Source organism: Paraburkholderia agricolaris (assembly GCF_009455635.1).
GTDB classification, from domain to species: domain Bacteria; phylum Pseudomonadota; class Gammaproteobacteria; order Burkholderiales; family Burkholderiaceae; genus Paraburkholderia; species Paraburkholderia agricolaris.
On the sequence record NZ_QPER01000002.1, the window covers coordinates 2,937,883 to 2,964,210 of the forward strand.

Here is a 26,328-nt window from a genome sequence, read left to right on the forward strand (position 1 = left end):
TCAGCCCAGCCGGTCGAGTGCCATCTGCGTGACGATGTCGAAGGCCTTCTGCGTCGCGCCAACGTCTGCGTTGCCTTTACCGTGGATATCGAACGCCGTGCCGTGCGCCGGCGTGGCGATCGGTACCGGCAAACCGCCGTGCACGGTCACGCCGCGCCAGAAGCCCATCAGCTTCATCGCAATCTGGCCTTGGTCGTGATACATCGTGACGACACCGTCGAACGCTTTCTGGTCGCGCGCCCGCACAAAAATCGTATCGGCGGGGAACGGCCCCTGTGCGTCGTAACCGCGCTGGCGAGCCACCTCCACCGCGGGCGCGATGACGTCGATTTCCTCGCGGCCGAATGCACCGTTGTCGCCGTTATGCGGGTTGAAACCGCACACCGCGATGCGCGGCTTCGGATTGCCGGCGCGTTTCAGACCGTCGTGGATCAGTTGCACGGCGCCGACGATCCGTTCTTCCGAGAGCTTCGCGCTGACGTCCTTCAACGCCATATGGGACGTGACGCGCGACGTCCACAGTTCGTCGAGCACGTTGAATTCGCAGAAGCTGCCGGTGTAGTCGAGCTGCTTCGCGAACCATTCCATCTCGTCGCCGGTTTCCATGCCGGCCATATGGAGCGACGTCTTGTTCACGGGCGCGAACAGCATGCCCTGCGTGACATTATTGCGCGTCAACGCCAGCGCCTGTTTGAACGCATCCAGACTGTAGCGTCCGCCGCGCTCGGTGGAAACGGCACGCTCGTACAGTGCGTCGCCGGGTAAGCGGAAGTCGATCAGCGACGGCACGCCCGCTTGACGGAACGCCTCGTCCGCGTCTTTGACCACCTGATACTCGAAGCGTTGGCCCGCGATCTCCATACCGGTTTCGAGCTCGCGCCGATCGCCGATGATCAGAAGCTCGGCGCGAGCCCGATTCTCAGCTTTCGCGAGCAAACGTGCGATCAACTCGGGACCGATACCGGCGGGATCGCCGAGGAGGACTGCAATGCGTGGGTTCATGGTGTTCATCCAGTAAGCAGGCAATTCGGGTTCAGAAAGTCCGGCGCAGATCGATGGCGACTGAGCCGATGATATAGACAAGCGCGCAGGCGCTGTAGAAATGCAGAACCACGTCGAACGAGCCGGTGCGCTGCAGCAGAAAACCGGTTATCAGCGGAATGGAAATTCCGCCGACGCTGCCCGCGCAGTTCATCAGCGCACCCAGCAGGCCGACTCGTTGCGGTGTGGCGAGCAAGGAAGGCAGGCTCCAGTAAAGGCTGCCCCACATCAGGAAGAAAGCGGCGAGACACAGCACCGCCACTGCCTCGAACGCCGAGGAAATCGACGGCAACGCGGCCAGCACGGCCAGTGTCGCGAGGCCCGATACGATAATCATGCCCTTCACCACCCTGCCGCGCGCCAGACCGCGATGGCACAGCGCGTCACACAGGAATCCGCCCGCCAGCGAGCCCAAAGCACCGCACAGAAAGATGAAGAAGGTCGACGTGCCGATCTGCTGCAAACTCAGCCCGCGTGCCTGCGTCAGATAGCTTGGCCCCCAGGTGAGCAGACCGAAAAAAATCATGGCCCAGCTCATGCGGCCAATACACATTGCAACCGTTGAGCGCGTGGACGGTTTCGCTTCGGGGACGCTCATCGCGGCAGCACTCGCGAGCGGTGCGCCACGCTCACGAATATGCTCGAGCTCGGCCGCATTCACGCCCGGATGCAGTGCGGGGTTGTCGCGAAGATAATGCCAGGCGAGCCAGCCGCAGGCAATCGTCGCGAGGCCGGCCACAATGAAGGCCATGCGCCATGAGCCGAACGCGAGGATCAGGTTGGAGATCGCGAGCCCGCCGATCGCGGCGCCAAGCGGCGAGCCCGCGTCCATCAGCACCGCGCCGCGAGCCCGCTCGTGCCGCGAGAGCCACAATGCATTGAGCTTGCTGCCGGCGGGAAACAACGGCGCTTCGGCACCGCCGAGACCCACGCGTAACAACAACAGCGACAGGCCACCTGAGGCGACGCCTAGCAGCGTCTGAAACACGCCCCACAGCAAGGTTGCGCCGGCCACCACGCGACGCGGCCCGAAACGGTCAATCAGCCAGCCGCCGGGAATCTGCAATAGCGCGTACGACCAGAAGAAACTACTCAGGATCAAGCCCTGCATGGTGGGCGACAGCGCAAACTCGCGGGCGATGGTGGGCATGGCGATCGACAGCGAAATCCGGTCGACCAGATTGATCAGCGTAATCAGGAACACCACACCGAAGATACGCCAGCGCACACTGCTCGCCTGTCCGGCGTATGCCGGATTGCGCGACGGCTCGCGTGCTTCGATACGCGTCTGCATGCTTGTCTCCTGAGTTATTCTGGCGCCCGCTTCGATGGCGGGACGTTCTATTCGATGATATTGAAGTCGTCGAGATGCTTGTCGCTCAGCGTGATGCCGAGGCCTGGCGTCTCGTCGGAGAGTTGCAGGAAACCGTTCTCGGGGCGCGGCTCGCCTTCGAAGATGTAGTAGAACAGTTCGTTGCCGACTTCGACGTCGAACACCGGAAAGAATTCGGACATCGGGCTCGCGGTGCTCGACATGGTCAGATGATAGTTGTGCATCTGCCCCGCATGCGGAATCACCGGTACCGACCACGCCTCGGCCATCGCGTTGATCTTGCGGGCCGCCGTTATGCCGCCGACGCGGTTCGTGTCGTACTGAATGACATCGAGCGCACGACGTTCGAGCAGATCCTTGAACCCGTAGCTCGTGAATTCGTGCTCACCGCCCGATACCGGCATGAGGTTCATCTTCTTCAGTTCCTGATAACCCTCGACGTCATCGCCGATTACAGGTTCCTCGATCCAGCGCGGATTGAATTCGGCCAGACGCGGCAGCATTCGCCGCGCGTACTCGAGGGTCCAGCCCATATAACATTCGAGCATGATATCGACCTCGTCGCCGACCAGTTCACGCAACAGGCGCACCTGCTCGATATTTTTCGCCATGCCTTTCGGGCCGTCTTTGGGACCATAGCCGAAGCGCATTTTCATCGCCGTGAAACCTTCGTCCAGGTAACCCTGGGCCTCGCCGAGGAACGCGTCGCGATCGTCGTTGTTGTAAAGCTTCGAGGCGTAACACCAGATTTTCTCTTTCGTCCGGCCGCCCAGCAGCTTGAACACCGGCTTCTTCACGGCCTTGCCCATGATGTCCCACAGCGCGATGTCCACCGCGGAGATCGCCGCCATGCCGATACCCTTGCGGCCCCACGCGAGCGTGCGGCGATACATTTTCTGCCAGATGTATTCGTTGTCGAACGGATCTTCACCGATCGCGATCGGCGCGAGATAGTCGTCGATGATCTGCTTGGCGACACGCGGCGCGAGCGCGCAGTTGCCGATACCGACCGTGCCGTCGTCGCATTCGATTTCCACCACCAGCCAGCCGTGGAAACGGAACGAGCCCATCGCGTCGCCACGCTCGTAAAGAATATCCACCGCGTTCGTGCAGAAATGCGCCTGCGGTGGCACGACCTTGCCTTTCCATTCAAAAACGCGCGTGCGGATGTGCTTGATCTTCATGATTTGACGTGTCTCCAGTGTCGTTCGATAGCCTCTAGTGTGCGAAACTATGCAATAACTGACCACTGAATAAATCGAATCGGCTGATTCCCTGGAGTTATCGCTCACATGATCGCGCCCGCTTCCACCATTCGCAAACGTCTGCGTCTGCGCCACCTGCAACTGATGGTGGCGCTCTCGGAGACCGAGTCGTTGCGGCGCGCCGCCGACGACCTGGCCATGACCCAGCCCGCCGCCACCAAAGCACTGCAGGAACTGGAGGACACGATCGGTGTTTCGCTGTTCGTGCGGCACGCGCGCGGCATGGAGCCGACGATTTTTGGCGAGGCCGTCATGCGCTACGCCCGGGTGGTGTTCGAGGATCTCGACGAATTGCGCGAGGAGCTGGCCGCCATCGAAGCCGGCGACATCGGCAAGGTACGCATCGGCGCGGTGATGGCGCCGTCGCCCGAGCTGCTGACGCATACCATCGTGACTTTGAAAGAGGCGCATCCACGCCTGCAAATGACAGTAACGATCGACACCAGCGACGTGCTCGTGCAGGCCCTGCAGCAGGATCAGCTGGATATCGTGATCGGGCGGATTCCGGACGGCTTTCCGGCGCTCGACCTGAGCTTCGAGACCTTGTCGGAAGAAGCCTTGTCGATCGTCGTGCGACCGGACCATCCGGTTGCGCACGCAACGGTTCGGCCAAAGCTTGCGGATCTCGCGCGTTACCCGTGGATTGTCCAGCCGCATCCGAGTCCGATGCGGCAAGTGATCGACCAGACCTTTCGCGAATCGCGTGTGGCGGCGCCGGTCAGCACGGTTGAAACGTCGTCGATTCTGACTACGTTGTCGCTGCTGCGCGACTCGGACATGCTCGCCGTGCTGCCCAATTCGGTGGCGCAATATTACGTCGCGCTCAACGCCATCGCGGCGGTGTCCACGCCGCTGCGTGGACGGCTTGCGCCGTACGGGTTGATCCTGCGAAAGAATCGCCGCATTACGCCGGCCACGCAACTCGTCATCGACTCGATCCGCGCGGCAGCGTGAGCCATGCAGCGGCTGCCTGCCGTGTTTCGGCGGCTTGCGGCGATAGTGTGCCTTAGCGGCCCGGCCGTTCGGCGAGCTTCAGATCGTTGGTGTTTGCCGCATCGGCAGGCGAGATCGCCGCGTCGAGCGGGATATCCGGCCGCATGAAGAACGTCGCGACAATGCCGAGCGCGAGCAGCGCCAGCGAACCGGCAAACGGCAGCGTCCAGCTCCCGGTACGATCCACGACGAGACCGAATACGATCGGCGTAAAAATTCCCGCCACCGCGGATCCCGCGTTCACGAGCCCGCTCGCCACGCCCACGTGCTTCGGCGTGATGTCCATCGGCACCGCCCAGATGGGTCCAATCGTCATTTCGAGGAAGAAGAACGAAAGACTCATGCAGGCCGCCATGACCGGCAACGACTTCACGACCATCACCGGTGCGAGGAACACGAGCGCGCCGAGAAACGCGCAGATGATCACGTTACGCCGCGCGGCAACCACGTTATGGGTCCGCTTGAGCACGCGATCGCTGATCACGCCGCCCGCTGTATTACCGACCACGCCGGACAGAAACACGCCGGCCGAAAACAGCGCCGAGCTTTTCAGATCGAGACCCCGGCCATGCATGAAGAAAGTCGGCAACCACGTAAAGAACAGCCAGCCCGTCCAGCCATAGCAGAAGTACACCAGCATGGTCGGCCCGATACGCTTGAGCAACCGCCGCCACGGCGTCGGCTCGCGCGTCTTCTCGACGACCACCTTGCCGGCCGGCGGCAGTTCGGCCTCTTCTTGCGCCGTCATGTGACGATGCTTGCGTGGGTTGTCGGCGAAATACCATGCGTAGACCACGACCCACACCGCCGTCAATGCGCCGACCACGAGGAACGAAGCGCGCCACGACGAGAACGCCACGAGCAAGGCGACAAACGGCGGCGTGATGGCATTGCCGAGGCGCGAGAAAGAATGCGTGAGTCCTTGCACGAAGCCGCGCTTGCTGGACGGAAACCAGTTGGTGAGCGCCCGCGCCTGCGCCGGCAAAGCCGCACCCTCGCCGATACCGAGCAGCATTCGCGCGCAGAACAGCGACACGATACCGCCCGCGAGACCGGTCGCAACTGTGGCGACGATCCAGATGCTCGCACAGGTGATCAATGTAAATTTCGCGCCGAAGCGGTCGCTGACCCAGCCGCCGATCACCTGGCAAATGGCGTACGTGTAGGCAAACGCGGCGAATACGAGGCCGACGTCGGTATTGGTGAGATGCAGGTCATCGCGGATCAGACCCGCAGCCGCCGACAGGTTGACGCGGTCGAGATACATGATGAACGACATCGCGCACATGATCGCGAGAATCGCCCGGCTGACTTTCGGTCGATGGAACATTGTCTCCTCCATTTTTGCCTCTATTCACCCTGTCACTGTGGGTATGGGCAAGTTTGCGGTTTCGCTTATCAGGTGCCGGCGGCTAACGGTTCACCATGCGCCGCGGCAACGTCAGAATCAAGGCCGCACCGGCAATCAATACGATGGCCAGCAACCACACAGCGGCTTCCGTCGTTCCTGTCGACTGCTTCACGTAGCCCACGACATACGGCCCGAGAAAGCCCGCCAGATTCGCGAACGAATTGATCCAGGCAATGCCCGCCGCAGCGGCAGCGCCGCCGAGGATGGCGGTCGGCAGGCTCCAGAACAGCGGCGGAATGGCGAGAATGCCCATATTGGCGATGCACAGCGCGACAATACCGAGCAAAGGATCATGTTCCCAGAGCACGGAAAGGGCGAGGCCCACGGCGCCCAGCAAATACAGGGTCGCCAGGTGCCAGCGTCGCTCTCGCATCCGGTCGGCGCTGCGGCCAAACCCCACCATGCTGGCGATTGCAAACAGGCTGGGCACGGCCGACATCAGGCCGATCGACAGATCGCTTTTGACGCCCATGTTCTTGATCAGAGTGGGCATCCAGAAACCGAGTCCGTACATCGCGAAGATGCCGCAGAAGAAAATCACGCTCATGATCTGCACATGGCGATTGAACATCATCGAGCGCAACGAAAGATGCGTTTTACTCCGGCTCTCCGCGTCGATCATGCCTTGCAGCGTGGCGCGCTCGCTATCGTCCAGCCAACGGGCAGAGGCAATGTCCTTGTCGAGCGTCGCGTACACCAGCACGGCGATCACGAGAGTCGGCAGCGCCTCGATCAGGAACAGCCATTTCCAGCCCGCCATGCCACCGGCACCCGAAAGCGTTTGCAGAATCAGGCCCGACACGGGACCGCCGATAAAACCCGAAAGAGCGAGCGCAATATAGAACACGCCCATCACGCGGCCGCGTCTTTGAGCGGGAAACCAGTTGCTCAGATAGTAGATCACGCCAGGAATGAAGCCGGCCTCGGCCACGCCCAACAGAAAGCGCACGGCGTAAAACTGCAGTGGCGTGCTGACGAACATCGTCAACGCCGAGACAATGCCCCAGGTCGCCATGATGCGGGCGATCCACATTCGGGCCCCGACGCGATGAAGAATGACATTACTCGGCACCTCGAAAATGAAGTATCCGAGAAAGAATATCCCGGCGCCGAAGCCGTATACCGCATCGCTGAAGTTGAGATCCGCTGCCATATGCAGCTTGGCGAAACCGATATTGACCCGGTCGACCGATGCCGCCAGATAGCCGAGCATGAGAACCGGCAGGATATGCAGCGCTACTTTCCGGAACAGCCGGTTTTCTGCTTCGGTCGCCGCTCCGAGTACCGCGGCGGGTGCGGAGAGACTCTGCGTGGTATTCATATCGGTGCGCCTCAAAGTTGCTCGTGCTTCGGGAACGTGTCATTCATGCGATAAAACCGGCGGGCGTTGTTGGCGAAGATGTCCTGAACGGCCTCGTCACCCAGATCCGCGACCGCATCGAGTACGCCGTCGACAATCTGTTCGAAGCTCGCGCTCAATCCCGACACCGGCAGATTGCTCGCGAAGATCGCCCGCTTTGCGCCAAAGATCGACACCGCGTCGCGCAACACGCGGCGATTGCTGATTGGGTCCCACTGCCCGCCACGCAGCCCGAGCTCGGAGAGTTTGATGAAGACATTCGGCGCGTCCGCGAGAGCGGCCAGGCCCTTGCGCCAGATCGACAGGCCTTCTTCCGAACGATCGAGCGGCAAGCCGGTGTGGTTGAGCACGATGGCAAGACCGGGAAACAGCTTCGCGACCTCCGCCGCTTCGCACAAATGCCAGAAGGGCACACGCAAATCCCACGACAACCCGTAGCCTTCGAGGTGTGCGAGCCCGTCGAGCCACGCAGGGTCTTGCAGCGTACCGGGCTGGCCGGCCACCTCGCTGTGCGGGTCCGCAGCGGTGACCGGTTTGGAGCGGATCCCACGAACCGCGGGGAATCGCACGTGAGCCGCAAGCACGGCGTCGAGGTCCGGTTGCGTGAAGCAGACATGCGGCACGATCACCGATGGCAAGCCGGTGCGCGCGCCCAGGTCGTGGAGCCAGCGTGTTTCATCGACTTGCTGCGTGCGCGAGCGTTCGGCCTCGATGTGAACGGTCGCCACTACCCGGTAGTGCGCCGTATCCCTGCGGTAAGCGTCGTCAAAGTAGTTCTGCCGGAGCTTGTCATACTCACCAAGGAAAAAACCCGCACCGAGGTATTCATCCTGCAACCACGGATAGTGACCGCTCTGCAAATCCCAAAGATGATGATGGGCATCGACGATGTAGAGAGAATCGACACGCTCCGTGTCTCGCGAGTTCATGCACGCCCTCGCCATTCAATCCGACAGCCAATCGGCCCGCACGATCATCGGCAACCCGGCGCAAACGCTGTACGAAGCGCGAGGGGCGAGGCTGCCGCCTTCTGCGCGGTAGATGAATGGCATGATGAATGTCTCCGTCCGCCGGCCGGGATGGCTTGAATACGGCGTTATGTTTGTGGGCCCATTATCTGAACGGAGGCGATATCTGACTAATGAATTGTTTCGATACAGCGATCACCTCAGGTTATCGCTGCAAGCGCGCCTGATTGATCGCTCCGGTGGTTGCGGGATTGCCTGCGGACTCTCGGCCACTGCGAGACCTGGATTGATTCGCCCTCAAGATGCCGTCCAGAAAGAGACTGGCCGTTGATATAATTTTTCAGCGCGTACGGCAACGGGCATGCCTTGGCAAAACATCCATTTCGCCCGTCAACCGTCAATCTGACTGGAAGATTCGATGTCCCAACAAATTGCTAACACGAGTCGACCGCCCACCCTCACCGGGCTTTTCCTTATATTCAGCCGTATCGGGCTCACCAGTTTCGGTGGCGGGCTGAGCGGCTGGCTGCTGCGCGAATTCGTCCAGGATCGCGACTGGATCAGCGAAGAAGACTTTCTGAACGGCCTGGCCATCTCGCAGGCGCTGCCTGGCATCAACGTCAAGAATATGGCAATCTGGATCGGCCACCGTCTGCTCGGCTGGCGCGGCGCGTTGCTGGCCGTCACCGGCATCATCGTTCCGCCCGCCATTCTGATTATTGTTCTCGGCACGGTTTTCGAGCATCTGCTGCACTTCCCGCTCGCTCACATCCTGCTCGCAGGTGCGGCCGCGGCGGCCACTGGCCTGTCGTTGTCGATGGGCGTGACGACCGCGCTGCGGGTGCCACGCAAACTCCTCCCTCTGCTCTTTCTCGCGGGCACCTTCGTCGCGGTCGGCATATTGCGCCTGCCGCTGGTATGGGTCGTGATAGGCGCAGGCGGTCTGAGCGTGCTGGTCGAATACATCAAACTACGCAAAGCATAGCCATGTCGAATCGCGTTCTTCTACAGCTTGCCGCAGTTTTTGCGCCCTTGTCGTTGGTAACGATCGGCGGCGGGCAGGCCATCATCGCCGATATTCAACGGCAAGTTGTCGACGTGCACGGATGGATGACACATGCGCAGTTCGGTGTCGACTTCGCGATTTCGCGCATGGCGCCAGGCCCGGGCTCGCTGCTGGCCACGTTGATCGGCTGGCAGATCGCCGGGTTCTGGGGCGCCGTGGTGGCCACGCTGGCCTTGCTCGCGCCGACCGGCTTCCTGATCTACGGGGTAACCCACATCTGGGCACGCTATCAGGGCGCGGCCTGGCAACTGGCGCTCGAGCGTGGGTTGCGCCCCGTCGCCTCCGGCATGATTCTCGCCGCCGGATGGGTTCTACTGAAGTCGCTCGACGGCGGCCTTCCGGCCAAAGCGATTGCGATTGTCTCAGTCGTAACGCTGCTCAGCACCCGAATCAACCCGCTGCTTCTATTACTTTGCGGGGCCTTGCTGCTGCTCGGCGTGTCCGAACTCAGTGCGAGCCTGCCAGCCATGCTCCAGGTACATATCGCGGGCTAGGCGCTGTTTTACGTTTGGTATCATGCGCTTCACCGGCTGCACGTGAGCAGCCGTGCTGTCCACCCGGGAGAATACCCATGCGCCGAAATGACCATTTGAAATCGAACCATCCAATTGATCATTTCGAGGTATCAAATGCGCTTGTTTTTAGAGGAATATCTTAAGCATTCCGCGCTCAATCTTGGCCAGGCAGTACAAGGATTGCGCTTTCTGCTTACGCATCCCGATGTAGATCTGGCAGCACCGCGTGGAACGCTGAAGCATATGGCGGCGGCGCTGCCACTTCGTACCAGGCGAGTCGGCAATGACCTGTTCTTTGCCTTGATCCCGCCGCATTGGCACCATACGCGTGACGAACTGGAATCGCTTCACAGTCAGTCGACGATGAGGTGGTTCCAGGCAGGGTATTCTCCGTACCGATTTGCGGAAACAGGGGAGTATTTGCCCAGGAGCGAGGCAACTCGCGAGCCTCGATGGGACCCTCGCTGTAATGACTGAGGACACGGTGCGTCAGGCGTTCATGTTTCACTGAATGCCTGCGGTTTGTCGGACACGGGTAAGTTGTACCCGTTTCCGACGCCGGAACTCCCCCCGTTCCATCACGGCGTCTGCAGCGTGCCATCTTTCAGGCGCGTTTGCGTCCACGTCGTCACCGTGTTTTCGCACGGATATTTCGCGGCCTCGGTTTCATCGAGGTCGACGCCGAGACCCGGTTTGTCGTTAGCATAAACGTGCCCGTTCCTGAACTCGGGCAAGCCTGGGAAAACATCCAGCAAGGCCTCATGTGGCCCCTTGAGTTCCTGGATCACGAAATTCGGCGGCTCGGTGCCCGACCATTCCTGCACGCCGAAATTGCGCGCCGCAAGATCGATATGAATGTTCGCCGCGTGCGCCAATGGCGACATATCGCCCGGGCCGTGCCATGCGGTCCTCACCCCAAACTGCTCGGCAAATATCTGCAGCTTGCGTCCTGCCGTGATGCCGCCGATCTGGCTGAGATGCACGCGGATGAAATCGATCAGGCGCTCAGTGATCAGAAATCGCCATTCGTATGGGTTGTTGAACAGTTCGCCTTGCGCCAACGGCGTGGTGGTTTTGGCGCGTAGCTGACGCATCCATTCGCCTTCCTCGAGCGCAATTGCGTCTTCGAGAAAGAACAGTTCGTACGGTTCCAGTTCGCACGCAAAGCGGATCGCCTCCACCGGCTTCAGCCGTTCATGCACGTCATGGCATAGCGCGACGTCGAAACCGATCTTGCTACGGATGCCGTCGAACAGCTTGAGTGTCTCCCGCATGTATTTTCTGCTGTCGAGATAGACGCCATCCGCGGCGCCTTCCGGCGCGCTCGCGGGCGCCTTGCCGAAACCGCCTCCGCCATAGCCGCCGCTCTGGCAACGAATATGCGTGATGCCCTGCTCGCGATACTTCTGGATGTTCTCGCATAACTCGTTCAGGTCGCGCCCGTCCGCATGGCGATAAATCGGCACACCTGCGCGGCACTTACCGCCGAAGAGTTGATAGAGCGGCATGTTCGCCATCTTGCCCTTGATGTCCCACAGCGCCATATCCACACCGGAGATCGCGTTGTTCTCGATCGGACCATTGCGCCAGTAGGCGTTCTGATGCATCAATTGCCATAGTTCCTCGATCGCCTCGGCGTCACGGCCGATCAGCAACGGCCGCAGATATTCCTCGATCAGGCATTTCACCGCCACGTGCCGGTAGGCGAACGTCGCGCATCCGAGGCCGTACAAGCCGGGCTGATTGGTCTCGATCTTCACGACAATCAGGTTGATGCCTTCCGGCGCGGTCAGGATGACTTTTACATCGGTAATCAGGGTTGCCATGGTCCATCTGCCAAAATCGAATCAATCGAACGAAGCCGGATTGCGTGCGTCTTCGTCAAAACGTGACGTCCAAACGTAATGTCCAACGTGGGGAAAATCGGATCGGTACGCGCCGTTCCCCCTTGCATCACGTACGGCGTAGCGCCAGCGAAGCGTCACGCTTTGCGCTCTCGTCCGCGTTCGCGGGCACGGTCATCATCAGGATCACCGAGAGCAGCAAACCGGCCGCCATGAAAATGTACGAAGCCGCCGGGCTACCGGTCGCGCCGTTCAGATAGCCCACCACCCACGATCCCGCGAACGCACCCAAGGCGCCGCACGCGTTGATGAGGCCGATCGCGCCACCCAGCACGTTGCTCGGAATCAGTTCCGGCACGAGTGCGAAGAACGGGCCATACGGCGCGTACATCGTTGCCCCTGCGACCACCAGCAGCGCGAACGAGATCCAGAAATGCGAGCCGCCGATCAGATAGGACGCGACAAACGCAATGGTCCCGACGAGCAGCAGCGGCCAGACGAACAGCTTGCGATTGCGGGTCTTGTCCGAGAGCCACGACGCGAGCAGCATCAGGATGATCGCAGCGAGATACGGGACGGCGGCGAGCCAGCCCACCGACACGATGTCGATTGTCGAGGCGGCTTTGAGGATCGACGGCAGCCACATGATGAAGCCGTACAAACCGATGCTCCATAACGCGTGAATCGAGCAGAACTTGATCACGATCGACGAACGGAACGCAGCCTTGTAATTGCGTACCGGCGCAATGTGGGCCTGCTCGGCCGTCAGACGCGCTTCGAGTTCGGTCTTTTCAGCGGCGCTCATCCAGGGGGCGTCGGCCGGGCGATCCTTCACGGTGAACCACCAGACCACCGCCCACGCAAGCGCGGGCAGGCCTTCGAGAATGAACATCTCGCGCCAGCCGAAGCTACGCACCAGATAACCGGACACCACCGACATCCACAGCACCGTGACCGGGTTACCGAGAATCAGAAAAGTGTTGGCACGCGAGCGTTCGCTGCGTGTGAACCAGCGGCTGATATACATCAGCATCGAGGGCATCACCGCGGCCTCCACCACGCCAAGCACGAAGCGCAACACCATCAGCATCGGAATATTGCTGACCATGCCGGTTGCCGCCGCGCACAAGCCCCACAGAATCAGACTGAAGAAGATCAGCTTCTTGACGCTATTGCGTTGTGCGTAAATCGCGCCGGGCACCTGAAACAGACAGTAACCGAGAAAGAACAGCGAACCGATCAGCGACGAGGTGCCGTGCGAGATCCCAAGATCGCGGTCAATTCCCGCGGCAGCGGCAAAACCATAGTTCGCCCGATCGAGGTAGGCGAGGCTATACGTGATGAAGATGATGGGCATGAGATACCACCATCTTTGAGTTGCTACGGGTTTGACGCTTTCCATGATGTCTCCGCATCGATACGGTGTACGAACAATCCAGTTCGAATGACGATCCGATTTTCTCTACTTGCGCGAATCGGTATCTAAAGAACGGCCAGCCAGCCACCGTCGACGTAAATGATCTGCCCGTTCACATAGCTCGACGCCGCCGAAGCCAGATACACCGCCGTGCCGACGAGCTCTTCCGGCTTGCCCCAGCGTTGCGAAGGATTGCTGCTCTTGACCCATGCGTCGAAAGCGGCATTCTCGATCAGCGGCTTGTTCATGTCGGTCAGGATGTAGCCCGGCCCGATCGCGTTCGCCTGAATGTTCGAGGCCGCCCACTCGGCGCTCATGGCACGGGTCAGCATCTTGATGCCGCCCTTCGCCGCCGTATAGGCGCCGACTGTCGCGCGTCCGGCCTCGCTCGTGAGTGAGCCGATATTGATGATCTTGCCGCCCGCGCCGCGCGCAATCATGCGGCGTGCGGCCTGCTTGGCAACGATAAAGGCGCTCGTCAGATTGGTGTCGATCACGCGCTGCCAGTCGCTCAACTCCAGTTCGACAAGCGGCTTGCGAAACTGGATACCGGCGTTGTTGATTACGATATCGATCTGCACGCCGTCCTTATCCCACTGCGCGAATGCCTCGGCAACCGCCTGTTCGTCCGTCACGTCGAACGCGCGGCCTTGCGCATTGAAACCCTTGTCGCTCAGACGGGTGGCCGCCTGCGCAACCGTATCGGCGCGCGTGCCATTCAGAATGACGTTCGCACCGGCTGCGGCCAGCCCCTCGGCCAGCGCGAAGCCGATGCCGCGCGCCGAGCCGGTAACGAGCGCCGTGCGGCCGCTCAGATCGAATAGCTGTGTCATGTGTGTCCTCTCGATGTTCAGAAACGAGGCGCGAGTGCGCCCCTCGCGATCCCGACGGCGGTCGCGATGAAATGGGTTACGTTGATCGCTACATAGTCGCTACGTAGTCGCTACAAGGCCTGCTCGTTTGCGGTCCGGTTCAGTGCGGCGCGGTCTTCGAAATCCTGCTCGGCGCGCTTGATGAGTGTAAGCACCGCCTGCTCCGCCGCCTCGGGGTCGCCCTGTTCGATCGCCACGCACAGTGCCTCGTGCATCGGCAGCGAACGGGCCGGGCCGCCGGCGATTTCGGAGCTGAGTTCGAAACTGGTGCGCAGGATCGCCGACAGCGCGTTCTGCATCTGCTGAACGAACTGATTGTGGCACGCGGCAAGGATCGCGCCGTGAAACGCGAGGTCGGCGGGCACGTACTCGCCATGGCCGGCGACCGCACGTTCCATGGCCTTGAACGCGCGCCGGACTGCTATGCGGTCTTCGTCGGTCGCGCGTTTTGCGGCAAGCCTCGCGGCGTTCGGCTCGATGATCAGACGCAACTCCATCAGATCTTCGATAAGACCAGGCTCGGCAGCGCCCGCCCGCGCGCGCCACATGATCACGTCCGGGTCGAACAACTGCCACTGCGCGCGCGGCAGCACAACCGTGCCGTAGCGGCGGCGCACCTGCAGCATGCCCTTCGCCGAGAGCGACTTCATCGTCTCGCGGATAGTGATGCGGCTCACCTGCATCTGCTCGGCCAGCACCGGCTCGGCAGGAAGAATGTCGCCGGGCAGGAATTTGCCGGAGCAAATCTGTTCACCCATCTGATTCAGGACCTGCCTGTGCAACGTTGCCACGATTTGCTCTCTAAGTCATACGTATGATGTAGAAAGATAGAGATGGAAACGCCACGTGGCAATTCGGGTTGACCCGGAGTGTCGGCCTTCCGACCCGTGCGATGTGGGTCTCGGCGATCGAACGGGCCACTATCTTTTTCACTGCCGCGCAAAACCCTCTCTCTCAGGTTTGCTCGAATATGCCGCGATACGCGCCGTACCTCGACAGAACGATCAACGCACTGATCAGCGGCATCGCCACCAGGGCACGCACGAGCATCTCCGCCGGGTTGGCCAGCAAGGCGGTACCCGCGAGCACCGCCGCGATCACGATTCCGTATAGCGACGCAATCCGCCAGTTGCGCATGACAGCACGCAAACTTGCCGCCATCGCGCCCAGTGGCGAAAGGTTGTTCAGCACAACCAGCGTCGGCGCAAACCAGACAAGCGAAACCGCAAGCGCGTAGCCGAGAAAATTGAGTAGCGGCTCCAGCGCATTAGCCGCACCGTTGCTCGCGCCGTAGACAATCGTCAAATCATGCATGCCGTTGGTCGTAACGGATGCCTTCATGGATACGTGGAACACCGCGAACGAAATCAGTTGGCCCGCACACGCAGCGGCCGCGCCGCATACCCCGATCGCGATCAACGCATTGCGATGCACGTTGACGGCTTCGAGCGTCTCGCGAATCGCCCACGGGCGCGCATTGCTCGATCGTTCCTGCATCAGCACCAGCGCTGCGGCGAGAATCGATGCGACGAGCGCGGCGAGCACGCGCAACGGCGGCACCAGGTCGAACAGCGTTGCGAAATCGGCGCACGCGAGAACCGCCGCGAGCCACAGCACCGGATTTGTGCGAGCGATACGGAATCCTTCCGCAAGCCAGCCGGCCGCACTCCGGACACTGACCGCGTGGCTGTCTGGACAGGTCAGCCCGGACGCATGTCGCGGGTGTGCCGGAATTGCCGTACTGCCTGAATAGCGCATGTTCATGACCGCTTCCTTTTCACGAAAGTGCATCGAACGTGGTATCGAATGGGAATAGAGACGTCAGCCAATCCGCGCCATGATTCAGGCGGCGTGCCCTTCGTCGAGTCTTGCCGTGATCAGATGGAGTTGCCGCTGAACGTAGTGGACGAGACCGCGCCATGTCATGCGCGTCAACCACAAGCACAGCCACAAGCCAACGATGCCCGCCACCAGCATCGCGAATCCGTAGATCATCGCGCCGATGCCCGAGCCATGCGAGCCGACAATCACGGCGCCGTCCGAACCGCCCCGGATCGCAAGGTGGTCGCGATCGATCACCACCGATTCCGAGCCGCTGCGGACCACCAGACTCTTACCGCTGCCGTCCGCGCCCTGCACGAAGGACACATGGTCGCCATGGTTCCTGATATCCCACGCCATCGACTTCGCACCGGCTCCGATGCGGGCGACCGAAACTTTATCCCCTTCGTCATCTCTCAGATCGAGCGCAATGATGTCGGCGGAAGCAATGGACCACGTACCGTCCGGGCCGACTTTGAACAGATCGCGCGCGCCGCCGACAGAATCGATTTTGAGTTTGCCGTCGTCATTCCTGATGTCGATCGGACCGGCAAGCGTCACGATGGAAATCCGCCTGGCTGCATCGGGCCGCAGCACAAAATGGTCACCGTCCACCTGAAATGCTTTCATGTTGGCGATGGCGAGGCGCGCGCCGCCATCGTCTTTCGCCCCGCCGCTGTTTGCGTTGCCGCTCGCCGGCTGATCCGTTCTCACGTCGCTGCTCTCGAAGCTGAACGGCACCGAATGAAACGGCGGCCACCCGAACACGTGGTGACTCCCGAGCGCGATCACCGTCACGAGCCCGGCAACGGTCAGCCCACTCGAAACCACATAGCCGATCGTCAGCATCAGCAGATAGACCATGAACGGGATCAGCAGCAGCAATTGCAACAAGCCGAGCCCCGCGATCGAGACGATCACCTGCAACAGATTGCCGAACGAGCGCCGCGTTTCCCATTGGCGGAAAGTAGCCTGCGCCCTCAGTTCGCGGGCGAGCTTGACCGGGTCGCCAAGCGCCGCAACCACTTCCGCCTCACTGCGGCCCGCTGCGAGCGCGTCGCCGAAGTACTCGCGATAGTCGGCGACGATTTCGTCGACCACCTGCTTCGGCAGACTCCGCAGTTCGTGGCGCAATTGCTGGATGAATGCGTCCTGCGTCATCACTTTTCCCCTGTTCCTGAGGACGTACCGGACAAGGCCAGCACGCCATTGACTTCATCGACAAAACTGCGCCATTCGCTTCGCATCTCCGCCAGACTGTTGCGGCCCGCCGCTGTCAGCGAGTAATACTTGCGCGGCGGCCCCGAACTGGACTCCACGAAATACGTCGACACCCATGCCTCGGCTTGCAAGCGGCGCATCAGCGGGTAGATCGTGCCCTCGCTGATTTCCATGGTTTCCGAGAGCGTCGAGACGAGCTCGTAGGCGTAGCTGTCGCCGCCGGCGAGGACAGCCAACACGCACATGTCGAGGGTTCCCTTCTTGAGCTGCGTTTTCATTCAGTTCCATTACATATTAGTGTGCATAGCACAGTACCTTGCTATGCACTGGTGCTGAACGCACCTGTCCGCCAAATGATGAACGAACTCTAGCACCCAGTATTGTTTAATGCAAGGTACCGTTCTATGCACAGGACGAGACCACCCTGCGATCATTCGCGGCATTAATACAAAGGATTAGAAAACAGACTTTTACTTATTGTTTTTGGCTTCCGATAAAGGCACCAGGCCATGCGCGCAATGGCTGCGTTCATCCACTGCAACCGCCATGCCCCAAGGAGAAACCCATGACGTCCTATCGCCCCGCGGAGCCACCACCGCCTTCGGACAGCGCCCCTGCCAACATGAACAGGATCGCCGTAGCGAGTGTGATCGGCACGACCGTCGAGTGGTATGACCTGTTCGTTTTCGCCACCGCCTCGGCACTCGTCTTCAACAAGGTGTTCTTTCCCGGCTTTGTGCCTCTCGTCGGCACCTTGCTGGCGTTCGGCACGTTCGCCTCGGCCTATCTGGCGCGAATTGTCGGCGCCGCGCTGTTCGGGCATTTCGGCGACCGTCTCGGACGCAAGGCCATGCTGCTGGTCTCGCTGATCATCATGGGCGTTGCGACGTTCTCGATTGGCCTGCTGCCGAACTACGCGTCGATCGGAATCTGGGCGCCCATTCTGCTGCTCACCTTGCGCGTCATCCAGGGGCTCGCGCTCGGCGGCGAGTGGGGCGGCGCCGTGCTGATGGCGGTGGAACACGCCCCGGCCAACAAGCGTGGACTGTATGGTTCGTGGGTGCAGATCGGTGTGCCCGCCGGCACCCTGATCGCCAATCTGGCGTTTCTGGTCAGCAATGCCATGCTGTCGAACGAAGCCCTGCTCTCCTGGGGCTGGCGTATTCCGTTTCTCGCGAGCGCGTTGCTCGTGGGGGTCGGTCTGTATATCCGCCTGAATACATCGGAGACGCCGTCTTTTCGCAAGGTCAAGGAAGCGGACGCTCAGGTCAAGCTGCCGATCGCCGAAGTACTCACGCGCTACTGGAAGCAGGTTCTGCTCGGCGGCATCGCGACCATGTCGACGGGTACCTCGTTTAACCTGATCGTTGCCTTCGGGCTTACCTATGGCACGCAGACGCTGGGCTTTTCGCGTAACGCGATGCTCTCGATTGCCTTGATTGCCTGCGCGCTCTGTATCGTGTTGTTGCCGGCGTTCGGCAAGCTCTCCGATATCGTGGGCCGCAAGCCGGTGATTATCGGCGGCATTGTCGCGGAAGCCCTGCTCGCTTTTCCGCTTTTCTGGCTGCTGGATACGCGCGAATTTTCGTTTGCATTGCTCGGCTATCTGCTGATGATGACCGCCTTTGCCGCGAACTACGGCCCTATCGCCACCTTCCTCGCAGAGTTGTTCGGTACCGAGGTGCGCTACTCCGGTCTCTCGGTGAGCTATATGCTGTCCGGGCTGCTCGGCAGCGCGGCTACGCCGATTGTCACCACCGCGCTGTTGTCCGCCACCGGCCGCGGTTCGTCGGTAGCGTGGTACATGATGGGCTCGGCGGCCGTCTCGGTACTCGCGCTCCTGCTGCTCACGGAGACGCTGCGCCGCGATATCTCATCGACGGCGCGCGCCCGTGCCGCCACGGCGAGCCTTTCGTGAAGGCCTGATATGGAAACGGAAAAGATCTCGCTCATGCCAGCCACCGCGGAATCACCCTTGCTGCGCAGCCTTGAAGCCGTCAGCTTCCCGACGCTCGGGCATTTCCTGGAGAACGGCTTCGCGGATCATCGCCTGCGCGCGATGGTCCCCAACGTGAAGGTGATCGGCCGCGCGGTGACGCTCAAGCTGCTGTCGCCCGACGCCATTCCCGTGAACCGCGCGCTGTCGCAACTCAAACCCGGCGACGTGCTGGTGATCGACATGAACGGTGACCACACGCATGCGCCGGTCGGCGCGGTCACGGCATGCGCGGCGCTCAACGCCGGCGCGCGCGGCGTGATTGTCGACGGCGTGGTGACCGATCTCATCGAACTACGCGGCACGGGGCTGCCGGTGTTCGCGCGAGGCACCTCGTTACTGACGACCAAGAAACGCGACACGGCGTCGAGTCTGTTCAACGAACCGGTGGTGTGCGGCGGGATCGTGGTGCGCCCGGGCGACATCGTGCTGGCCGACGACAACGGCGTGCTGTTCGCGCCGGCACCGGCCCTCGCCGCGGTGATCGACCTCGCGCTCGCGTCCGATCGCGCGGAGCCCGCGATCCTTGCCCGGCTTAACGCCAAAGAACCGGTTCACGCGGTTCTGCAATGCTTCATGCCGTCAAATATTCGCGCCGCTAATGATCAGCATTAGAACAATGAAATTGACGGATACTGGCACGCTAACGAACACTAGAACACTACGTGCGCGACATATAGCGACATCCAGCTACATACAGTAAGTGAGACTCTCGGAGACTTCTGCAATGCAATCCACGCCAACATCCGATCGCATAAGCGACAATCAGGCGCCGCTGGGCGCCGAACAGCAGGTACGGGAGGAACTGGCGGCGCTGTACCGGCTGGCCGCGCATTTCCGCATGACCGACATGATCGACACGCATATCACGGCGCGCCTGCCCGGCTCGCCGGGCGAGCCACCGGCATTTCTGATCAACCGCTATGGCGTGCTGTTCCATGAGATGCGCGCGTCGGACCTCGTGAAGATCGATCATCTCGGCAAGGTCATCGACGAACGCGCGCACAGCGAGCCCGCGCTGTTTCGCGTGAACGCCGCCGGGTTCACGATTCATTCCGCCATTCACGCGGCGCGCGACGACCTGCATTTCGTGATCCATACGCATACGGCTGCCGGCACAGCGGTATCGGCGCAAGAACAGGGGCTGCTGCCGATCAGTCAGCATGCGTTGAAGTTCTACGGCAAGCTCGCTTACCACGATTACGAAGGCATCGCGCTCGAACTCGGCGAACGCGAGCGTCTGGTGCGCGATCTCGGCTCCTGCAAGGCGATGATTCTGCGCAATCACGGCCTGCTGGCGGCCGGCGCCACGGCAGCCGAAGCCTTCCATGAGATCTATTTCCTCGAACGGGCCTGTCAGGCGCAAATCCAGGCGCTGGCCGGCGGCAGCGCGCTGCGCATTCCGCCGCGAGAAGTGTGCGAGTTGACCGCGAGCCAGTTTTCCCGCGGAGACTCCGCGGAAATTGCGGAGCTGGCGTGGCGCGCGGCATTACGGCTGATCGACGATCCGCAATCCGACTACCGCAACTAGGCCCGCTTTCCGATTCAATGCAATGACCAAACTTGTTCTGATGAGCCGTGACTACGACATGTCACATCTGGTGCAGCCGATTCAGGACGCTGCGCCTGACCTCGACGTCGTGATGCACGGCGAGCAATCCGCCGGCGATGCGGAAATCGCCGTGTGCTGGAATCCACCGGCCGGTGCGCTGGCAGCGCTGCCGAAACTACGGCTCGTGCATAGCATCGCCGCGGGCGTCGACAACATTCTCTCGGACCCTGCCCTGCCTGCCGTACCGTTATGCCGGGTCGTCGATCCCCAACACGCACGCGGAATGAGCGAATTCGTTACGTGGGGGGTGCTGCACTTTCATCGTCAACTCGACCGCGTACTCGCCAATCAGCGCCTCGACCGCTGGTTTCGCCACGACCAGCGCGATGCGTCCGAATGCGCGGTCGGCATCATGGGACTGGGCGAAATCGGCAGCCGCGTCGCGACGGACCTGCAGCGTTTCGGTTTCGCGGTGCGCGGCTGGGCGCGTAAGCCCCGTGAGCTGCCCGGCGTAACGACCTTCGCCGGTCCCGAGCAATTCAAGCCATTTCTGCAGGGGACCGACATCCTCGTGTGCCTCCTGCCGCTCACGCCCGAAACCCGCTGGATTCTCAACGCGAATACCTTCGAACACCTGCGGCCGGGTGCGAAACTGATTCACGTTGGGCGCGGCGAGCATCTGGTGCCAGCGGATCTGATCGCGGCACTCACGGGCGGACAGATCGGCGGTGCGATCGTCGACGTGTTCCCGACCGAACCGTTACCGCCCGAAGATCATTTATGGCGCGCGCCGAATCTGATCGTAACGCCTCACATGGCGTCGGTCGCAAGCTCGGCGACGATCGGCACGCAGGTGGCGCACAATGCACGCAGGCTGATCCACGGCGAACCGCTGCATAACCTGGTCGACGTCACGCGCGGTTATTGAGCACGGTTGTCGAGCGCGGTTATTGAGTTCGGCTGCCAGACGAGGCGCTAAAGTTCGGCGCCTTCCGTCTGGCCGTCTATGAACACATTCAACGCATCGATAAACGCGGCTTCGGCCATGCTCAGCTTGCGGTCCTGCGACCACAGCATGTAGATATCGAGGTCGGCCACGCCGCCGTCCGGCGGCAGCCTTTGCAAGCGGCCCTGAGCGATGTCGTCGCGCACCACGTGTTCCGGCAGGCAACCAATGCCGAAGCCCGCGAAGATGAAACGCCGCACCTCGGTCATGCTCGACGATGAGCCGACCACGCGCCCCGTAAAACCCATCTCGTCACGAAAGAATGTGAGTGGCGACATGTGGTCGCCCACCTTGTCGCCGGTGAAAGAGACGAATTTTTCGCCGGCCAGGTCGGCCACCTGAATGTCGCTGCGTCCAAAGAGCGGATGATGACGCCCGCAGAAAAGCGCATACCGTTGCCGCAAAAACACGCGGCTGTCGAGCCGTTTGGGTAACGCGCGCCGCGGCGTCAGTCCAAGCGTTGCGGACTTTTGCTGGAGGCTGTTCACCACGTCGGCGCTGCGCATTTCCTGGCTTTCGAGTTCGATGCGCGGATACGTGCGATGGAACTCCGCAAGAAACGTGTCGTAAGCCGGAAAATCGATGCCGCTGACGGTACTCACGCGCACCATGCCGGAGATATCGTGATCGCGATCCACCTCGGCAAGCGACAGGCGCGAGATCGTGCCGTACACGTCTTCAGCAATCTGTTTCACTTCGATACCGGCCTGCGTGACCTCGATACGCGGACCGTGGCGGTCTACGAGGCGCAACCCCAACTGCTCCTCAAGACGGCGCAACGCCTGGCTCACGGCGGGCTGCGTCAGATGCAAACGCGTCGCCGCGCGACTCACGCTGCCCTCTTTCGCAATGGCGAGAAAAGTGCGCAGCAGGTTCCAGTCAAGGCGGTCGTTCAGGTAAGTGTCCGGGCGGTCTTTGCTCACGATGAGCCTCACTGTTCACATCATCCACGAAAATTATACTGAGGATTAGAATTAGAAATTAGACTTATCATTTTTGATTACCGATAAAGGCATCACGACGAACCCGACGTGGCAATTGCGCCGCGGCTTCAGGAGTATGTGATGCTAAAAATCAATGGTGAGCGGCTCTGGACGAGCCTGATGAACATGGCCGCTGTCGGCGCCACGCCCGCGGGCGGTGTGCGGCGCCTCGCGCTGACTGAGCAGGACGCGGCCGGCCGGGCGCTTTTTTCGCAATGGTGCGTCGAGGCCGGGCTCACGTTGTCGGTCGACCAGGTGGGCAATCTCTTCGCGCGGCGCGCCGGCAAACAGAACGACGCGGCACCCGTCGCGAGTGGAAGCCACCTCGACACCCAGCCGGAAGGTGGCCGCTTCGACGGAGTCTACGGCGTGCTCGCCGCGCTCGAAGTCGTACGCACGCTGAACGATGCGGGCATTCAAACCGAGAAGCCGATCGAGATCGTCGTATGGACCAACGAGGAAGGCGCGCGCTTCACGCCGGCCATGCTCGGATCGGCGGCCTTCACCGGCGTCATGCCGCTCGCCCAGGCGTTGAACACGCGTGACGCCAGCGGCACCTCGGTCGAACAGGCATTGCAAACCACCGGCTACGCCGGCACGCGCGCCGTGCCCGGCATCGTCTTCGACGCCTATTTCGAAGCGCACATCGAACAGGGGCCCGTGCTCGAGGAAAGCGGCGTACCGATCGGCGTCGTGACAGGTGGCCAGGCGATTCGCTGGCTCGACGTGCACGTGCGTGGGCAGGCTGCGCACGCGGGCACGACGCCGATGCAGTACCGCCGCGATGCGCTGTTCGCGAGCGCGGAAATGGCTGCGGAACTGGAGCGCATCGCAGCGGAATTCTTCCCGCTGGGCCTCGCCACCATCGGCGAACTGCACATACGCAATGCCTCGCGCAACACCATCGCCGCCGACCTGACCTTCACGGTGGACCTGCGTCACCCGGACGACGCACTCATCGGCAACATGGAAACAGCGCTGCGCGAACGCTTCGACGCGATTGCGAAGCGCCGCCGCCTCACGGTCGAAATTGGACAGCACTGGGTCAGCCCTGCCACGCCATTCGACCCGCAGTGCATTGCGGCTGTCAGCAACGCGGTGGAGGCGCTGGATTATCCGCATCAGCGCATCATCAGCGGCGCCGGGCACGATGCGATCCATCTCGCCAAACATTGTCCGACGGCGATGATCTTTATTCCCTGTGTCGACGGCCTGAGTCATAACGAAGCCGAAGACGCGTTGCCGGAAGACGTCAGACGGGGCACGGACGTACTGCTTCACGCGATGCTGGCACGCGCCGGACAAGCCGCATGAACGCCCGTCAAACGGTGCGTGCGCCAGGCGTCCGGCGCACATGGCTCTTCGTACCCGGCAACAATGCGGCAGCCCACGCCGCTGCGCTGCGCAGCGGCGCCGACGCCGTGGTCGCCGACCTGGAAGAGATGACCTCGCCACAAGAGCGGCCTCAAGCACGCGAGCGCATTGTCACGCTGCTGCGCGAAGCAGCCGGCGCCGGCACATTCGGCTCGGTACGGATCAACACACTGGAACACGACGGCCATGCCGATCTCGAAGGCATCATGCCCGGCAAGCCACGGGCAATCTTTCTGCCGCACGCGCAAAGCACGGCCCAACTGGCCGCGCTCGACGATGCGCTCGCCGTCATCGAGCGCAAGCTGGGCATTCCGGCGGGCTCGACGGAGGTGGTTCCAGTTATCGAATCCGCGCAGGGTCTGGTCAATCTGGGCGCGCTACTGCTCGTGGGAGCACGCATAAAGTGCTGCATGCTCGCGGTCGAAGACCTCGCGGCGAATCTCGGCGCACGCCGCACGCCTGGCGGCAACGAACTGCTTTACGCACGCAGCCGCTTTCTGATCGAGTGCGTTGCGGCCGGTTGCGTGCCGATCGACCTTCCCTGTACGTACCGCTCAGCGCAGGTACTCGAGCAGGACCTGGACATCTCCACGCAACTCGGCTTCGCTTCGAAAAGCGTCGTGTTTGCCGAACATGTGCCGGCGATTCACCGTGCGCTGACACCCTCCATGGAAGACGTGCGGGCGGCGCATGCGCTCATCGACGCGCATACCGCCCAGCAGGCGAACCCGCCTGCCGCTGATGGGTCGATATGGATCGACTACCCGGAGCGCAATAACGCGCAACGCCTGATCGCCCGTGACGCCCTGCTGCGCGCCTTCGACGACAGCCGCAACGGGTAGGGCCGGCCAACATTAGTCATTCTGATAGTGAAGATTAAAAATCCGAATTTGGCACGCGCATTTCGGCGACCGATAAGAACGCTAATCAAACCAACGCTGCCGTCCATCAACAGGATTCCCCATGTCCCATTCTGAACAGACGCATCAGCCTGTGCGCGCCGCCACCGCCGCTTTTATCGGCACGGCCGTCGAATATTATGACTACTACACCTATGCGACTGCCGCCGCGCTCGTTCTCGGCGACGTGTTCTTCCCGAGCAGCAATCACTTCCTCAGTACGATGGCCTCGTTCGGCACGTTCTTCGTCGGCTTCATTGCGCGCCCATTGAGCGGCGCCGTCTTCGGTCATCTCGGCGACAAGCTCGGCCGCAAGAAGATGCTGCTGCTGACCATGTTCCTGATGGGGATCGCCACGACCGGCATCGGCCTGCTGCCGGGCTATAGCAGCATCGGCATCTGGGCACCGGTTTCGCTGGTGCTGCTGCGGATTCTCCAGGGAATTGCCGTGGGCGGCGAATGGGGCGGCGCGGTGCTGATGGCAAGCGAGCACGCGCCTGCGGGACGCAAGACGTTCTTCGCGTCCATGCCGCAGATGGGCAGCCCGGTCGGTTTGATTCTTTCGCTGGTGTCATTCAGGCTCGTCACCTCGCTCGATCACGACAGCTTCGTGGCCTGGGGCTGGCGCCTGCCGTTTCTGGCCAGCTTCGTGCTGCTGCTGATAGGCATGGCGATCCGTCTCGGCGTCAAGGAGTCGCCCGAGTTCGAGCAGCTTCGCAAGAATCGCGAGGTGCTGAAGTCGCCCGTCAAGGAAGTGCTGCGCACCGCGTGGTATCCGATCGTGATGGCGGCGATGGCCACGACGATTGGCTCCGCCGGATTCTTCTTCACCAACACGTTCATGATTTCGTATGTCACCGGTTATCTCGGCATGTCGAAATCGTTCATTCTCGATTGCCTGTTTGTCGTCACCCTCATCCAGTTGGCATCGCAACCGATTTCAGCCCTGCTGGCCCAACGCGTTGGAGAAACCCGCTTTCTGACCTGGGCCGCCCTGGTGTCCATGTTCACGCCTTACCCGATGTTCCTGCTCGTCAAGACGCAAAACCCCGCCGCGATCGTGGCAGGTATCTCACTTGCCGTGGTGGTGCTGTCCGCGACCTACGCCGTCATCGCCGGCTTCATGACGCCGGCATTTCCCACGCAGGTCCGGTACTCCGGCATTTCGATCGCCTATCAACTGTGCGCGACGATTGCCGGCGGCACGACGCCTTTGATCGGCACGATGCTCGCGCAGAATTACAAGGGCGAGTGGCTGCCGCTGGCGCTATTCTTCACGGCGCTTTCGGCCGTGTCGCTGATTGGAATCGTGGGGCTTGGACGGTATCGCAAGGGGATCCGTGCGGAAGAAACGACTGCGATGCTTGTCAATTAGCGCCGGCGGGCATGGG

At 61.6% G+C, this 26,328-nt stretch carries 24 protein-coding genes; 10 read left to right on the forward strand and 14 right to left on the reverse strand.

The window, feature by feature from the left end:
• From GH665_RS34395 to GH665_RS34405, 3 genes are read right to left on the reverse strand one after another with little or no spacing between them, the layout of a single operon-like run.
• Positions 1-1,002: a 4-hydroxythreonine-4-phosphate dehydrogenase PdxA gene (locus tag GH665_RS34395; RefSeq protein ID WP_217361927.1), complete on the reverse strand. Its 1,002-nt coding sequence runs from the start codon at positions 1,000-1,002 to the stop codon at positions 1-3.
• Positions 1,003-1,033: 31 nt separating this feature from the next.
• Positions 1,034-2,335, reverse strand: a complete 1,302-nt coding sequence (locus GH665_RS34400) for an MFS transporter (protein ID WP_153141532.1) — start codon at positions 2,333-2,335, stop codon at positions 1,034-1,036.
• Between the two features lie 47 nt (positions 2,336-2,382).
• On the reverse strand, positions 2,383-3,558 hold the full coding sequence (locus GH665_RS34405; RefSeq protein WP_153141533.1) for an L-rhamnonate dehydratase: 1,176 nt from the start codon (positions 3,556-3,558) through the stop codon (positions 2,383-2,385).
• 108 nt (positions 3,559-3,666) lie between these two features.
• Here GH665_RS34405 and GH665_RS34410 point away from each other — a divergent pair, with 108 nt between their 5' ends.
• The gene (locus tag GH665_RS34410) at positions 3,667-4,593 is read left to right on the forward strand and encodes a LysR family transcriptional regulator (protein ID WP_153141534.1); all 927 of its coding nucleotides are present in this window, start codon (positions 3,667-3,669) and stop codon (positions 4,591-4,593) included.
• A gap of 52 nt (positions 4,594-4,645) precedes the next feature.
• Here the strand turns inward: GH665_RS34410 and GH665_RS34415 are convergent, their stop codons facing one another.
• From GH665_RS34415 to GH665_RS34425, 3 genes are all read right to left on the reverse strand, one after another.
• Complete coding sequence (locus GH665_RS34415; RefSeq protein ID WP_153141535.1) at positions 4,646-5,962, reverse strand: MFS transporter; 1,317 nt, start codon at positions 5,960-5,962, stop codon at positions 4,646-4,648.
• An 82-nt stretch (positions 5,963-6,044) separates the two neighbouring features.
• Complete coding sequence (locus GH665_RS34420) at positions 6,045-7,364, reverse strand: MFS transporter (RefSeq protein WP_153141536.1); 1,320 nt, start codon at positions 7,362-7,364, stop codon at positions 6,045-6,047.
• A gap of 11 nt (positions 7,365-7,375) precedes the next feature.
• Positions 7,376-8,332, reverse strand: coding sequence for an amidohydrolase family protein (locus GH665_RS34425; protein ID WP_153141537.1), 957 nt, complete (start codon positions 8,330-8,332; stop codon positions 7,376-7,378).
• 457 nt (positions 8,333-8,789) lie between these two features.
• Between GH665_RS34425 and GH665_RS34430 the strand changes: the two genes are divergently transcribed.
• The gene (locus GH665_RS34430; protein WP_153141538.1) at positions 8,790-9,356 is read left to right on the forward strand and encodes a chromate transporter; all 567 of its coding nucleotides are present in this window, start codon (positions 8,790-8,792) and stop codon (positions 9,354-9,356) included.
• A gap of 2 nt (positions 9,357-9,358) precedes the next feature.
• Positions 9,359-9,931: a chromate transporter gene (locus GH665_RS34435; protein WP_153141539.1), complete on the forward strand. Its 573-nt coding sequence runs from the start codon at positions 9,359-9,361 to the stop codon at positions 9,929-9,931.
• A gap of 599 nt (positions 9,932-10,530) precedes the next feature.
• On the opposite strand, the gene GH665_RS34440 is transcribed toward GH665_RS34435, so the two are convergent.
• From GH665_RS34440 to GH665_RS34470, 7 genes are all read right to left on the reverse strand, one after another.
• Positions 10,531-11,778: an enolase C-terminal domain-like protein gene (locus GH665_RS34440; protein WP_153141540.1), complete on the reverse strand. Its 1,248-nt coding sequence runs from the start codon at positions 11,776-11,778 to the stop codon at positions 10,531-10,533.
• A 127-nt stretch (positions 11,779-11,905) separates the two neighbouring features.
• Entirely contained in the window at positions 11,906-13,198 is a 1,293-nt protein-coding gene (locus GH665_RS34445; RefSeq protein ID WP_153141541.1) for an MFS transporter, read from the reverse strand.
• A gap of 80 nt (positions 13,199-13,278) precedes the next feature.
• Positions 13,279-14,046 (reverse strand): SDR family oxidoreductase, encoded by a 768-nt coding sequence (locus tag GH665_RS34450; protein WP_153141542.1) that lies wholly within the window; start codon positions 14,044-14,046, stop codon positions 13,279-13,281.
• Between the two features lie 110 nt (positions 14,047-14,156).
• Positions 14,157-14,876, reverse strand: coding sequence for a FadR/GntR family transcriptional regulator (locus tag GH665_RS34455; RefSeq protein ID WP_153141543.1), 720 nt, complete (start codon positions 14,874-14,876; stop codon positions 14,157-14,159).
• A 163-nt stretch (positions 14,877-15,039) separates the two neighbouring features.
• A complete protein-coding gene (locus GH665_RS34460) occupies positions 15,040-15,849 on the reverse strand; it encodes a BPSS1780 family membrane protein (RefSeq protein ID WP_153141544.1) in 810 nt (269 codons plus the stop codon).
• A gap of 78 nt (positions 15,850-15,927) precedes the next feature.
• Positions 15,928-17,067, reverse strand: a complete 1,140-nt coding sequence (locus tag GH665_RS34465) for a DUF1700 domain-containing protein (protein WP_153141545.1) — start codon at positions 17,065-17,067, stop codon at positions 15,928-15,930.
• A complete protein-coding gene (locus tag GH665_RS34470) occupies positions 17,067-17,405 on the reverse strand; it encodes a PadR family transcriptional regulator (protein WP_153141546.1) in 339 nt (112 codons plus the stop codon). Before GH665_RS34470 ends, GH665_RS34465 begins: the two co-directional genes overlap by 1 nt.
• Before the next feature lie 287 nt (positions 17,406-17,692).
• On the opposite strand from GH665_RS34470, the gene GH665_RS34475 reads away from it, so the two are divergent.
• The 4 genes from GH665_RS34475 to GH665_RS34490 all read left to right on the forward strand — a co-directional run bounded on the left by GH665_RS34475 (position 17,693) and on the right by GH665_RS34490 (position 21,603).
• On the forward strand, positions 17,693-19,045 hold the full coding sequence (locus GH665_RS34475) for an MFS transporter (RefSeq protein ID WP_153141547.1): 1,353 nt from the start codon (positions 17,693-17,695) through the stop codon (positions 19,043-19,045).
• Positions 19,046-19,078: 33 nt separating this feature from the next.
• Positions 19,079-19,738, forward strand: coding sequence for an RraA family protein (locus GH665_RS34480; protein ID WP_153141548.1), 660 nt, complete (start codon positions 19,079-19,081; stop codon positions 19,736-19,738).
• 112 nt (positions 19,739-19,850) lie between these two features.
• A complete protein-coding gene (locus GH665_RS34485) occupies positions 19,851-20,654 on the forward strand; it encodes a class II aldolase/adducin family protein (protein WP_174771775.1) in 804 nt (267 codons plus the stop codon).
• A gap of 22 nt (positions 20,655-20,676) precedes the next feature.
• Positions 20,677-21,603, forward strand: a complete 927-nt coding sequence (locus GH665_RS34490; protein ID WP_167531041.1) for a 2-hydroxyacid dehydrogenase — start codon at positions 20,677-20,679, stop codon at positions 21,601-21,603.
• A gap of 47 nt (positions 21,604-21,650) precedes the next feature.
• On the opposite strand, the gene GH665_RS34495 is transcribed toward GH665_RS34490, so the two are convergent.
• On the reverse strand, positions 21,651-22,604 hold the full coding sequence (locus GH665_RS34495) for a LysR family transcriptional regulator (protein ID WP_153141549.1): 954 nt from the start codon (positions 22,602-22,604) through the stop codon (positions 21,651-21,653).
• Between the two features lie 141 nt (positions 22,605-22,745).
• Between GH665_RS34495 and GH665_RS34500 the strand changes: the two genes are divergently transcribed.
• The 3 genes from GH665_RS34500 to GH665_RS34510 all read left to right on the forward strand — a co-directional run bounded on the left by GH665_RS34500 (position 22,746) and on the right by GH665_RS34510 (position 26,312).
• Positions 22,746-23,978 (forward strand): Zn-dependent hydrolase, encoded by a 1,233-nt coding sequence (locus GH665_RS34500; RefSeq protein ID WP_153141550.1) that lies wholly within the window; start codon positions 22,746-22,748, stop codon positions 23,976-23,978.
• Complete coding sequence (locus GH665_RS34505; RefSeq protein ID WP_153141551.1) at positions 23,975-24,880, forward strand: HpcH/HpaI aldolase/citrate lyase family protein; 906 nt, start codon at positions 23,975-23,977, stop codon at positions 24,878-24,880. Before GH665_RS34500 ends, GH665_RS34505 begins: the two co-directional genes overlap by 4 nt.
• A gap of 121 nt (positions 24,881-25,001) precedes the next feature.
• Positions 25,002-26,312, forward strand: coding sequence for an MFS transporter (locus GH665_RS34510; protein WP_153141552.1), 1,311 nt, complete (start codon positions 25,002-25,004; stop codon positions 26,310-26,312).
• Positions 26,313-26,328 lie beyond the last annotated feature (16 nt).

What these genes read in the sequence shown, in the direction of transcription:
- GH665_RS34430 (WP_153141538.1), top strand. Translation starts at nt 8,790, where the DNA reads ATGTCCCAACAAATTGCTAACACGAGTCGACCGCCCACCCTCACCGGG.
- GH665_RS34505 (WP_153141551.1), top strand. Translation starts at nt 23,975, where the DNA reads ATGAACGCCCGTCAAACGGTGCGTGCGCCAGGCGTCCGGCGCACATGG.
- GH665_RS34485 (WP_174771775.1), top strand. Translation starts at nt 19,851, where the DNA reads ATGCAATCCACGCCAACATCCGATCGCATAAGCGACAATCAGGCGCCG.
- GH665_RS34465 (WP_153141545.1), bottom strand. Translation starts at nt 17,067, where the DNA reads ATGACGCAGGACGCATTCATCCAGCAATTGCGCCACGAACTGCGGAGT.
- GH665_RS34405 (WP_153141533.1), bottom strand. Translation starts at nt 3,558, where the DNA reads ATGAAGATCAAGCACATCCGCACGCGCGTTTTTGAATGGAAAGGCAAG.
- GH665_RS34415 (WP_153141535.1), bottom strand. Translation starts at nt 5,962, where the DNA reads ATGTTCCATCGACCGAAAGTCAGCCGGGCGATTCTCGCGATCATGTGC.
- GH665_RS34440 (WP_153141540.1), bottom strand. Translation starts at nt 11,778, where the DNA reads ATGGCAACCCTGATTACCGATGTAAAAGTCATCCTGACCGCGCCGGAA.
- GH665_RS34470 (WP_153141546.1), bottom strand. Translation starts at nt 17,405, where the DNA reads ATGAAAACGCAGCTCAAGAAGGGAACCCTCGACATGTGCGTGTTGGCT.
- GH665_RS34490 (WP_167531041.1), top strand. Translation starts at nt 20,677, where the DNA reads ATGACCAAACTTGTTCTGATGAGCCGTGACTACGACATGTCACATCTG.
- GH665_RS34410 (WP_153141534.1), top strand. Translation starts at nt 3,667, where the DNA reads ATGATCGCGCCCGCTTCCACCATTCGCAAACGTCTGCGTCTGCGCCAC.
- GH665_RS34510 (WP_153141552.1), top strand. Translation starts at nt 25,002, where the DNA reads ATGTCCCATTCTGAACAGACGCATCAGCCTGTGCGCGCCGCCACCGCC.
- GH665_RS34450 (WP_153141542.1), bottom strand. Translation starts at nt 14,046, where the DNA reads ATGACACAGCTATTCGATCTGAGCGGCCGCACGGCGCTCGTTACCGGC.
- GH665_RS34395 (WP_217361927.1), bottom strand. Translation starts at nt 1,002, where the DNA reads ATGAACCCACGCATTGCAGTCCTCCTCGGCGATCCCGCCGGTATCGGT.
- GH665_RS34435 (WP_153141539.1), top strand. Translation starts at nt 9,359, where the DNA reads ATGTCGAATCGCGTTCTTCTACAGCTTGCCGCAGTTTTTGCGCCCTTG.
- GH665_RS34420 (WP_153141536.1), bottom strand. Translation starts at nt 7,364, where the DNA reads ATGAATACCACGCAGAGTCTCTCCGCACCCGCCGCGGTACTCGGAGCG.
- GH665_RS34480 (WP_153141548.1), top strand. Translation starts at nt 19,079, where the DNA reads ATGCCAGCCACCGCGGAATCACCCTTGCTGCGCAGCCTTGAAGCCGTC.
- GH665_RS34500 (WP_153141550.1), top strand. Translation starts at nt 22,746, where the DNA reads ATGCTAAAAATCAATGGTGAGCGGCTCTGGACGAGCCTGATGAACATG.
- GH665_RS34425 (WP_153141537.1), bottom strand. Translation starts at nt 8,332, where the DNA reads ATGAACTCGCGAGACACGGAGCGTGTCGATTCTCTCTACATCGTCGAT.
- GH665_RS34445 (WP_153141541.1), bottom strand. Translation starts at nt 13,198, where the DNA reads ATGGAAAGCGTCAAACCCGTAGCAACTCAAAGATGGTGGTATCTCATG.
- GH665_RS34475 (WP_153141547.1), top strand. Translation starts at nt 17,693, where the DNA reads ATGACGTCCTATCGCCCCGCGGAGCCACCACCGCCTTCGGACAGCGCC.
- GH665_RS34460 (WP_153141544.1), bottom strand. Translation starts at nt 15,849, where the DNA reads ATGAACATGCGCTATTCAGGCAGTACGGCAATTCCGGCACACCCGCGA.
- GH665_RS34400 (WP_153141532.1), bottom strand. Translation starts at nt 2,335, where the DNA reads ATGCAGACGCGTATCGAAGCACGCGAGCCGTCGCGCAATCCGGCATAC.